Annotated in this window: 8 protein-coding genes; 3 read left to right on the top strand and 5 right to left on the bottom strand. The window is 65.5% G+C overall.

What is annotated here, in order from left to right:
• The coding region (locus tag V2B31_RS18705) for a fumarate hydratase (protein ID WP_328281494.1) at window positions 1-1,404 on the top strand (1,404 nt) is incomplete at its 5' end.
• A 142-nt stretch (window positions 1,405-1,546) separates the two neighbouring features.
• Here V2B31_RS18705 and V2B31_RS18700 read toward each other — a convergent pair.
• The gene (locus tag V2B31_RS18700) at window positions 1,547-2,764 is read right to left on the bottom strand and encodes an MBL fold metallo-hydrolase (protein WP_328281493.1); all 1,218 of its coding nucleotides are present in this window, start codon (window positions 2,762-2,764) and stop codon (window positions 1,547-1,549) included.
• An 88-nt stretch (window positions 2,765-2,852) separates the two neighbouring features.
• On the opposite strand from V2B31_RS18700, the gene V2B31_RS18695 reads away from it, so the two are divergent.
• On the top strand, window positions 2,853-4,253 hold the full coding sequence (locus tag V2B31_RS18695; RefSeq protein WP_328281492.1) for an alanine/glycine:cation symporter family protein: 1,401 nt from the start codon (window positions 2,853-2,855) through the stop codon (window positions 4,251-4,253).
• A gap of 342 nt (window positions 4,254-4,595) precedes the next feature.
• Here the strand turns inward: V2B31_RS18695 and V2B31_RS18690 are convergent, their stop codons facing one another.
• Complete coding sequence (locus V2B31_RS18690; protein ID WP_328281491.1) at window positions 4,596-4,778, bottom strand: CsbD family protein; 183 nt, start codon at window positions 4,776-4,778, stop codon at window positions 4,596-4,598.
• Window positions 4,779-4,880: 102 nt separating this feature from the next.
• Window positions 4,881-6,050 (bottom strand): N-acetyltransferase, encoded by a 1,170-nt coding sequence (locus tag V2B31_RS18685; RefSeq protein WP_328281490.1) that lies wholly within the window; start codon window positions 6,048-6,050, stop codon window positions 4,881-4,883.
• Window positions 6,051-6,196: 146 nt separating this feature from the next.
• Here V2B31_RS18685 and V2B31_RS18680 point away from each other — a divergent pair, with 146 nt between their 5' ends.
• Window positions 6,197-7,261 (top strand): fatty acid desaturase family protein, encoded by a 1,065-nt coding sequence (locus tag V2B31_RS18680; protein WP_328281489.1) that lies wholly within the window; start codon window positions 6,197-6,199, stop codon window positions 7,259-7,261.
• Window positions 7,262-7,599: 338 nt separating this feature from the next.
• On the opposite strand, the gene lptG is transcribed toward V2B31_RS18680, so the two are convergent.
• Complete coding sequence (gene lptG / locus V2B31_RS18675) at window positions 7,600-8,700, bottom strand: LPS export ABC transporter permease LptG (RefSeq protein WP_328281488.1); 1,101 nt, start codon at window positions 8,698-8,700, stop codon at window positions 7,600-7,602.
• Between the two features lie 3 nt (window positions 8,701-8,703).
• Window positions 8,704-9,912 (bottom strand): LPS export ABC transporter permease LptF, encoded by a 1,209-nt coding sequence (gene lptF, locus V2B31_RS18670; RefSeq protein ID WP_328281487.1) that lies wholly within the window; start codon window positions 9,910-9,912, stop codon window positions 8,704-8,706.
• Window positions 9,913-9,975: the final 63 nt, after the last annotated feature.

Raw genomic sequence — 9,975 nt, 5'->3', positions numbered from 1 at the left:
GCCAATCCGGCGGCGAAGGACGCCATCGCCCAGATCCTGACCAACAGCCGCATGTGCGCGGAGGGGCATCGGCCGATATGCCAGGACACCGGCATCGTCAATGTCTTCATCAAATGGGGCATGGACTGCCGCCTGGACGACAATAGCCGGTCGATGCAGGAGGTCGTGGACGAAGGCGTGCGCCGCGCCTACCTCAACCCCGAAAACCGCCTGCGCGCCTCGATCCTGCGCGATCCCGCTTTCTCGCGCCAGAACACGAAGGACAACACGCCCTGCGTGCTGAATGTCGAGATGGTGCCGGGCAGCAAGGTGATCGTCGATGTCGCGGCCAAGGGCGGCGGCAGCGAGAACAAGACCAAGTTCAAGATGATGAACCCCAGCGATTCGATCGTCGACTGGGTGCTGGAGATGATCCCGCAGATGGGCGCTGGCTGGTGCCCGCCGGGGATGCTCGGCATCGGCATTGGCGGCACCGCGGAAAAGGCGGTGGCGCTCGCCAAGGAAAGCCTGATGGAGCCCATCGACATGGGCGAGCTCAAGCTGCGCGGCCCGCAGAACAAGATCGAGGAGATGCGGATCGAGATTTTCGACAAGGTCAATGCGCTCGGCATCGGCGCGCAGGGGCTTGGCGGTCTGTCCACCATCCTCGACGTCAAGATCTACGACTATCCCTGCCACGCGGCGGGCAAGCCGGTGGCGATGATCCCCAATTGCGCGGCGACGCGCCACGCGCATTTCACGCTCGACGGCTCCGGCCCGGCCTATCTGGAAGCGCCCAAGCTGTCCGAATGGCCGCAGGTCGACTGGAAGCCGAGCAAGGAAGCGATCCGCGTCGATCTCGACACGCTGACGCCCGAGCATGTCCAGAGCTGGAAGCATGGCGACCGGCTGCTCCTGAACGGCCGGATGCTGACCGGGCGCGACGCCGCGCACAAGCGCATCCAGGATATGCTGGCGAAGGGCGAAAGCCTGCCGGTCGATTTCAAGGGCCGCGTCATCTATTATGTCGGCCCGGTCGATCCGGTGCGCGACGAAGTGGTCGGCCCCGCCGGCCCCACCACCGCCACGCGCATGGACAAGTTCATGGACATGATGCTGGAACAGGGCCTGGCCGCCTGCGTCGGCAAGGCCGAGCGCGGCCCGGCGGCGACGGATTCGATCGCCAAGCACAAGAGCGCCTATCTGATGGCGGTCGGCGGCGCGGCCTACCTCGTCGCCCGCGCGATCAAGGAGGCGAAGGTCGTGGGTTTCGCGGACCTCGGCATGGAGGCGATCTACGAATTCACCGTCGAGGATATGCCGGTGACGGTGGCCGTCGACAGCGAAGGCCAGAATGTCCACCGCCTCGCGCCGCTGGTGTGGCAGGAGAAGATCAGGCGCGAGGGGCTGCTGGAGGGGGTGTGAGGAAAACCATCCTCCCCTGTAGGGGGAGGGGGACCGCCCGCGTAGCGGGTGGTGGAGGGGTGTTGCCCTCTCGAGATGGGGACACCCCTCCGTCTGGCCTGCGGCCAGCCACCTCCCCTTGCAGGGGAGGATGAAATAGGCGCTACTCCAGCGCCTCGATCGCGCGTTCGTCGCAGCTTTTGGGCGCCTCCGGCACCGGACTGACCATCGGCACCGGCACCGCCTGCCCGATCCGCACCGGCGCGAAGCGCTCGCGCGGGATGCCGGCGCAGCGGAGCGCCAGCTCCAGCATTTTGGGCGGCGTGTCCCACTTCTCGTAGGACAGGCGGAAAGTGCCCCAGTGAACGGGAATCGCGGTCGACGCGCCCAGCCGCCTGAATATCTCCACCGCCTGAAGCGGGCCGATATGCGCGTCCGACTGCATCTGCCCCTTCCAGAAACGGAACGCGCCGATCGGGATCAGGGCCAGCCGGATCGGACCATAGCGCCGCGCCTGGATCGGCCAGCCCATGTCGCCCGCGCCGGTGTCGCCCGCGAAGAAGATGTTGCCCGCGCGCGTCTCCACGACGAAGCTCGACCATAGCGCGCGGTTGCGGTCGGCGCCCCAGCGGCTGCCCCAATGATGGTTGCGGGTCACATGGACGCGATAGTCGGGGCAATGTTCGTAAGCGCCGCACTGGATCACCGCTTGCGGGGCAAGTCCATTCAAGGCCGCGCCGCTGACGCTGCCGCCCCAGTCGAGCGCGACAGCGGGGATGCCTGCGCTCTTGAGGATCGTGTCGTTGCCAAGGCTCGTCACGATCTTGGGCCGGTCACGCTGCCAGAGGCGCTTCAGCGTCGGCAGGTCCATATGGTCGTAATGATTGTGGCTGAGGAGGATCAGGTCGATCTTGGGCAGATCCTCGAAGCGGATGCCCGGCTGCGCCACCCGCTTTGGCCCAAGCGGCGGAAAGGGGCTGGCATAATCCGACCAGATCGGATCGGTCAGGATATTGAGCCCGGCCGCCTGCACCAGCACGGTCGCATGGCCGACCCAGGTCGCCACCATGCCGCGCGGCGCGGCGAAGGGCGCGGGGCGCGCGGGCTTGACCGCCACCGCGTCAGGCCAGGGCGGCCGGTCGTCCGCGCCCAATAGCCAGCGGGCGATGAAGCCCTGCCGGCTTGCCCCCGGCGGCGCGGGGATGTCGATCACCCCGTCGGGGTTGAAGAAATGCGCGCCGTCATAATGGCTGCTTGCCGGCCCGCGATAATAGATGCGGTCGAGGAAGGGCGGCACGATCGTGACCGCCAGGCACAGGGCGACGATCAGGAACAACAGCGTAATGCCGATGCCGCGGGCGATGGTCTTGATGCGGTCCATGATGCCGGCATAGCGCGCAGCGCCCGCTGGGCAACAGGACAAGTTTTTCTCAATCGACTTTCGGCCCGCTCGGCGGCATCCGGGAGCGATGGAATATTTCAACGCGCTCGTCGATGACCTTTCCAACGCCGTATTCTTCAAGGTGCCGGTGCTCGGCGCGCAGGTCGAGCTGATCGTCCTCTACCTCGCCGTGCCGATGCTCTTCTTCACCTTCTGGCTCGGCTTCCCCAACATCACCCAGGTCGGGCGGGCGATCCGCACCCTCAAGAGCCAGCCCCGCGAGGGCGAAGCGAAGGGCGACGTCAGCCAGTGGGCGGCGCTCTCCACCGCGCTTTCCGGCACGATCGGCCTCGGCAATATCGCCGGCGTCGCGGTCGCGCTGACGATGGGCGGGCCGGGCGCGATCCTCTGGATGTTCATCATCAGCTGGTTCGCGATGACGGTGAAGATGGCGGAGGTGACGCTGGGCCTCAAATATCGCGTGTTCGACTCTGCCGGCCACGCCCATGGCGGGCCGATGTATGTGCTGAAAGCCGTGGGCGCGGCGCGCGGCTGGCCCAAGCTGGGGCTGGCGCTTGGCGGCGCTTACGCCTTCTTCGCTTTGTTCGGCGCGATCCCGATGGTGCAGGTCAATCAGAGCTTCGCGCAGGTCAGGCAAGTCACCGGCCTCTCGAACGGCTGGGCCTATGGCGTGTTTCTCGCCGGCGCGGTGGCGCTGGTGACGCTGGGCGGCGCGGCCTGGCTTGGCGAGGTGGCGAAGCGGCTGACCCCGCTCAAGGTCGCGGTCTATCTGGCGGGGGTGGCGGCGATCCTGATCCTGCACCTTGGCGAGATACCCTCGGCGCTGGCCCTCATCTGGAACGGCGCTTGGCAAGGCAACGCAGCGACCGGCGGCGCGGTCGGAGCCTTCGTCGCGGGGATGCGCCGCGCGGTGTTCGCCAGCGAGGCGGGCGTGGGCTCGGCCGTGATGGCGCACAGTCTCGCGCGCGCGCAGCATCCGGTGTCGGAGGGGCTGGTGGCGCTGCTCGAACCGCTGCTCGGCACGATGATCGTCTGCGCGCTGGGCGGCCTTGCGCTGGTCGTCGCGGGGACATGGAATACGGGGCTGGAAGGGATCGCCATTACCTCCGCCGCCTTCGCCAAGGTGTCGCCCTGGTTCCCCTGGCTGCTGGCGGTCGTCGTGTTCCTGTTCGCCTATTCGACGCTGGTGGCGTGGGGCTTCTACGGCTTGCAGGCCTGGGGCTATCTGTTCGGCCATGGCCCCAAGGCCCAATGGACCTACAAGATCCTCTATGTCGTCGCCCTGCCGCCGGCGGCCGCGATCGACCTTGGCCGCGTGGTCGGGATCGTCGATTCCAGCTTCTTCCTGATGGCGATCCCCAATGTGATCGCGCTGTATCTGTGCGCCGGCGAATTGCGGCGGGATGTGCGGAATTATCTCGCCAACCCAAATAATCTTCCGCCAGCGGGGCAGGGCTATCGCATATAAAAAATGCCGTTCGTCCTGAGCCTGTCGAAGGACTGTTCTTTTCTTGGCGCAGACACTCGGAACAAACAAAAAAGGGCCCTTCGACAGGCTCAGGGCGAACGGAGACTTGGCTAAACCCTTTTTCACACCAAGGGCAAATTCCATACGCGATTGCCCTGCCCATTGGGGGAGGTGGCAGGTGCGTAGCGGCTGACGGAGGGCTGTCCTGCTCTCGATAGGGTGACACCCCTCCACCACGCCCTGCGGGCGCGGTCCCCCTCCCCTGCAAGGGGAGGAATATATTAAAAGGCCCCGCCCCTCTTGCGAGGAGCGAGGCCCGTTGCGACCCTCAGGCGAGGGAAATCAGATCTTGTCGCCGAGCGCGCCCTTGACCGATCCGGCGACGTCCTGCGCCGTGCCCTTGGCCTTCTGCGCCTTGCCCTCGGCCTCCAGGTTCGGATTGTCGGTGGCCTTGCCGACCGATTCCTTCACCGCGCCAGCAGCCTTGTTGCCGGCAGCCTTCAGCTTGTCGATGGTCTCACCCATGATAAACACTCCTTCAGCTTGTTATCCTGGGTTATGAACGAAGCCTATAGCATGAAGTTGCAGTAGAAACGACAGCGAAATGATTAAACCATAGACATCTTGTCAGATCGGTTTTTCGTAAATCTGGTAGATTTTATTCACCCGGCTTTCGATCGCGTCGGCGATAGCGTTCATGCCCTGATTATCGTCCAGCACCCAGCCGATCTCCCCGCGCGTCGATCCGTACTGCGCCACCGCGTTGCGGCGGATATATTCGATCATCATGAAGGCGAGCTGGCTCGCCATGCGCGACGCCTGAAGCCGCTGCACCACGCCCATCAATGGCACGCGCATGGTCCGGCATTGGGGCTTGCGCAGCCAGGACAGCAGCTTGATCCAGCCGAACGGAAAGAGCGCCCCGTTCAAGGGCTTCACCGCTTCGTTGAGATCGGGCAGCGTCATCATGAAGGCGACCGGTTCGCCGTCCAGTTCGGCGATCATGATGAGATCCTCGAACACGATCGGCTTCAGCTTCTTGCCGGTTTGCGCGACTTCCGCGTCGGTGATCGGCACGAAGCCCCAGTTGTTGCCCCAGGCGTCGTTGAGGATGCCAAGGATGATCGCGGCTTCCTTGTCGAACTGCGCCTTGTCGACCTTGCGCACATGGATACGGGGGTTCTTTTCGCCCGACTGCACGATGCGCTGAATCAGCGGCGGGAATGGCTGGGTGATGTCCAGTTCATAGGTTTTGAGCTGCTTGACCGGCGCATAGCCCGCCCCTTCGATCATCGCCCGATAGGCCGGGCTGTTATGCCCCATCATCACCGTGGGCGGATGGTCATGGCCTTCGATCAGCAGCCCCGGCTCCTCCCAGATGGACAGCGAGATCGGCCCCAGCACGCGGGTCATGCCCTTGGCGCGCAGCCAGTCCTCGGCGGCCGCGATCAGCGCCGCGCCGGTCGCCGCATCCTCCGCCTCGAACAGGCCGAAATTGCCGGTGCCCGGCCCCATGCCCTGGTCCACCGGCTGCTCCAGCGCCAGCCGGTCGATATGGGCGGAAATGCGGCCGACCACCGTCCCGCCGCGCCGGGCGAGGAAATATTGCGCCTCGGCATGGCCGAAAAAGGGGTTCTTGCCCGGCGTCAGCAGCTCTTTCACCTCGGCCTTGAGCGGCGGCACCCAGTTGGGGTCATTGGCATAAAGCCGCCAGGGCAGGTCGATGAAGGCCTTCATGTCGGCCCCATTCGGAATTGGGCCGGAAACAGGGGTAATCACCAGATCAGTCTGCGCCACGTCTGCCGCCTCGCTGGAAAAATGCTGCGCGTCCGTTCGGCGCTTGACCGCGCAAAGTCAATGCGGCGCGGCGGCGCGCGCATCAGGGGGCTGACCGCCATGCTGTTGCCATGATATCAGCGCATTTGGAGATTAGGACCGCCCGCATGACGAAGCACGACCCCCTATTGGCCGCCGCGCAGCGGGCGCGCGCGGCGATCCCGGACGACCCGGCGATGCTGCGCGCCGCGGCCGATCTGGCGCGCGAGTTCGCGGCCGCCAGTCCGCGCATTTACTGGACCGACCTCGCTCTGTCGGCGCTGATCGGCTGGGGGGCAATGGCTGGCGCGATCCTCGCGCCCTCGACCGGCGTCGCGATCGCATGGGGCATCGTGGCGATGCTGGCGCTCTATCGCGCGGCGAGCTTCATCCATGAGCTGACCCATATCCGCAAGGGCGCGCTGCCGGGCTTTCGCGCGGGGTGGAACCTCATCGTCGGCATTCCGCTGATGATTCCCTCCTTTATGTACGAGGGCGTCCATACCCAGCATCATGCCCGCACCCGCTACGGCACCAGCGAAGACCCCGAATATCTGCCGCTGGCGCTGATGAAGCCCTGGTCGCTGCCGCTCTTCATCCTGGTCGCCGCGCTCGCGCCGGTCGGGCTCATCCTGCGCTTCGGGCTGCTGACCCCGCTATCGCTGCTGGTCCCGCCGCTGCGCGCCAAGGTGATCGCGGAATTTTCCGCTTTGTCGATCAACCCCGCTTACCGCCGTCGCGCCCCCGAAGGGGAGTTCGCCCGCATGTGGGCGTGGCAGGAAGCGGGCGCCTGCCTCGTCGCGCTGGCGCTGGTGGGGAGCGTTTTCGCGTTCGGATGGACGCCGCTGCTCACCTATATGGCGATCCATTCGGCGATGACCGTCATCAACCAGCTCCGCACCCTCGTCGCCCATCTCTGGGAGAATGAGGGCGAGGCGATGACGGTGACGGCGCAATATCTCGATTCGGTCAATGTGCCACCGCCGGGCTATCTGCCTTTCCTCTGGGCGCCCGTCGGTTTGCGCTACCATGCGCTGCACCATCTGCTGCCGAGCGTTCCCTATCACGCGCTGGGCGCGGCCCATGCCCGGCTGATGGCGGCGCTGGAGCCGGCCTCGCCCTATCGCAAGGGCAATTATGCCGGCATGTCGCCGCTCATCGCCAAGATCGCGCGGAGCACGATGGGGCGGTGAGAGAGCTGACGGCGGCGCTACCTAAATCCTCCCCCTTGGGGGAGGGGGTTCACTGGAGGCACGTGCCTCCAGTGAACCAGCGAAGCTGGTGGTGGAGGGGTGTCCCGCTATCGAGAGGTGAACACCCCTCCGTCACGCGCTTCGCGCGCGCCACCTCCCCTTGCAGGGGAGGATGAAGGACAGATCGCGGCGCGAAAATATCCACCCGTTGCGTCTTGAAACGCAATTCCCGCTGCCCATATAGCGGTGGTTCCGGTCTCTTTCCCCTCCCCCTATGAGGATCGGAACGCCCCCTGTGGAAGGCCCCGTGCGACGTCCCTTGGTCGCCGGGGCCTTCTTTATTCCTCGGTACGGAACAACACCGTTTCGCCGACCAGCAGGAACAGGAAGAAGGGCGCCCAGGCCGCCAGCACCGGCGGGTAAGCGCCCAGGCTCCCCATCGCGAGCGAGAAATTGTCCGCCACGAAATAAGCAAAGCCCAGCGCCATCCCCATCACCGCGCGGATGAAGAGCTGGCCCGATCGCGCCAGCCCGAACGCCGCCACCGACCCCAGGATCGGCATCAGCAGCGCGGAGAGCGGTCCCGACAGCTTGTGCCAGAGATTGCCCTCCAGCTCCGCCGTCGGCCGCCCGGCATCGTGCAGGTCCGCGATCGCCGCGCGCAATTCGTCGAAGGTCAGCGCGTCAGGATCGACCTTCGCCAGCGTGAACTGGTCGGGGCGGATGTCGCGGCCGAAGCGCACCGTGCCGATCTGCCGCTGCGTGCCGCGCGCCACATCGAACTGGCGCGCATTTTCCAGCAGCCAGCTTTTGCTGGCCGCGTCATAATGGCCGCGCGGCGCCTGGACGATCGTCGTCAGGCTGTTGTTGATGCGGTTGTAGATCTGCACGTTGCGCAGCTGCACCGCCTCGCCTCGCCCAGCGACGATGGCGACGTTGACGAGATTGTTGCCGTCGCGCACCCAGGGGTTGGACTTGACCCCGCTCGACGGCGGCACCGGCCCATAGTCGACCGCTTCCCAGGCGGTGAGCGCAGCGGTCGACCGCGCGACGATCCGTTCGTTGAAGGCGAAGCTGATGAGCGAGACGCCCAGCGCCGTCGCGATCAGCGGCGCCAATATCTGGTGCGCCGAAAGGCCCGCCGCCTTCATCGCGATGATCTCGCTATTCTGGTTGAGGCTCGCCAGCATCACCAGCGTGCCGAGTAGCACCGAGAAGGGCAGGAATCGCGCCACGATCTGGGGCGCGCGCAGCGCCACATAATGCCATAATTGCGCGTCGCCATTCCCCGGATAAGCGAGGATATCGCCCGATTCGCCCAGCAGGTCGAGCGTCTGGAGCACGACCACCAGCAGCATCAGCACGGCGAAGGTGCGGGTCAGGAACAGCCGCGCCATATACCAGCTCATCTGGCGCGACGGGAAGAATTGCAGGTTCATGGGTCAGGCCGCTCCTTCAACCCGGCCGCGCCGCCGCCAGAAGCCCAGCAGCCGCGCCACCTGCTTGCCGAGCTTGCCGAACGCAAATTCGAGCGCCGCGATCGGCTGCCCCCCCGGCCGGTGCGCGATCACATGATACATCCACAGCACCAGCGCGGAGGCGATCAGGAACGGCCCCCACAGCGCGATGATCGGGTCGATCTTGCCCAATGCGCCGACGCTTTCGCCATATTGATTGATCTTGTGATAGGTGACGATGAACACGATGGAGAGGAACACGCCCAGCGCCGAGGTCGAGCGTTTGGGCGGAATGGCGAAGGCCAGCGCGGCGAGCGGCAGCAGCAGCATGAACACCACTTCGGCCATGCGATAATGGAAATTGGCCCGCACCTCATTGCGCAGCTTTTCGGGCGTCGCATCGTTCTTGCCGATCTTCACCAGCTCGGGAATGGTCTTCTCCCGGTCCACGTCGCGGCCCCGGAACCGCTCGATCTGCGGCAGGTCGATCGGCAGGTCGTGGCTGGAGAAGGAGAGGATGCGCGGCGACTTGTACTTGGGCGAGTCATTGACCAGCACCCCGTCGCGCAGGCGGAAGATGATGACGTCGGGATCGTCGGTGGCGAGGAACGTCCCCTGCGCCGCCGTTACGGCCAGCGATTGCCCGTCGCGGCTCGTCGCGCGCACGAAAATGCCCTGTAGGTTGCGGCCCTCGTCGCGGCTGCGCTCGATCCGCAACGTCATGCGTTTGCCGAGGTTGGTGAACTCGCCGACCTTGATCGACGCGCCGAGCGCGCCCGACCGCAGCTCGAAGCGCAGCGCCTCATAGGCGTGGCGCGACAGGGGCTGGACGAAGCCGACGATGCCGAAATTGAGCAGCGCGAGCGCGATCGCGAACATATAGGGCACCCGCAGCAGCCGCCCGTAAGACAGGCCCACCGCGCGCATCACATCCAGTTCCGATGACAGCGCCAGCTTGCGGAACGCCAGCAATATCCCCAGCATCAGCCCGATCGGGATGCCGAGCGACAGATATTCGGGTAGCATGTTGGCGAGCATCCGCCACACCACGCTCACCGGCCCGCCCTCCGCCGCGACGAAGTCGAACAGGCTCAGCATCTTGTCCAGCACCAGCAGCATCGCGGCGATCACCAGCGTGCCGAACATGGGCAGCGCGATCAGCCGGGCGAGATAACGATCGGTGGCGGTCAGCATTCTCTAAGTCGTCGTCCCATCACCATGTTTTGGCCGCAAACCGATTCCATATGGCACAGGTAA

This window comes from Sphingobium sp., from assembly GCF_036170395.1.
Taxonomy (GTDB): Bacteria; Pseudomonadota; Alphaproteobacteria; order Sphingomonadales; family Sphingomonadaceae; genus Sphingobium.
Note: the sequence above shows the minus strand (reverse complement) of the source record. Positions and strands in the feature narration are given on the sequence as shown.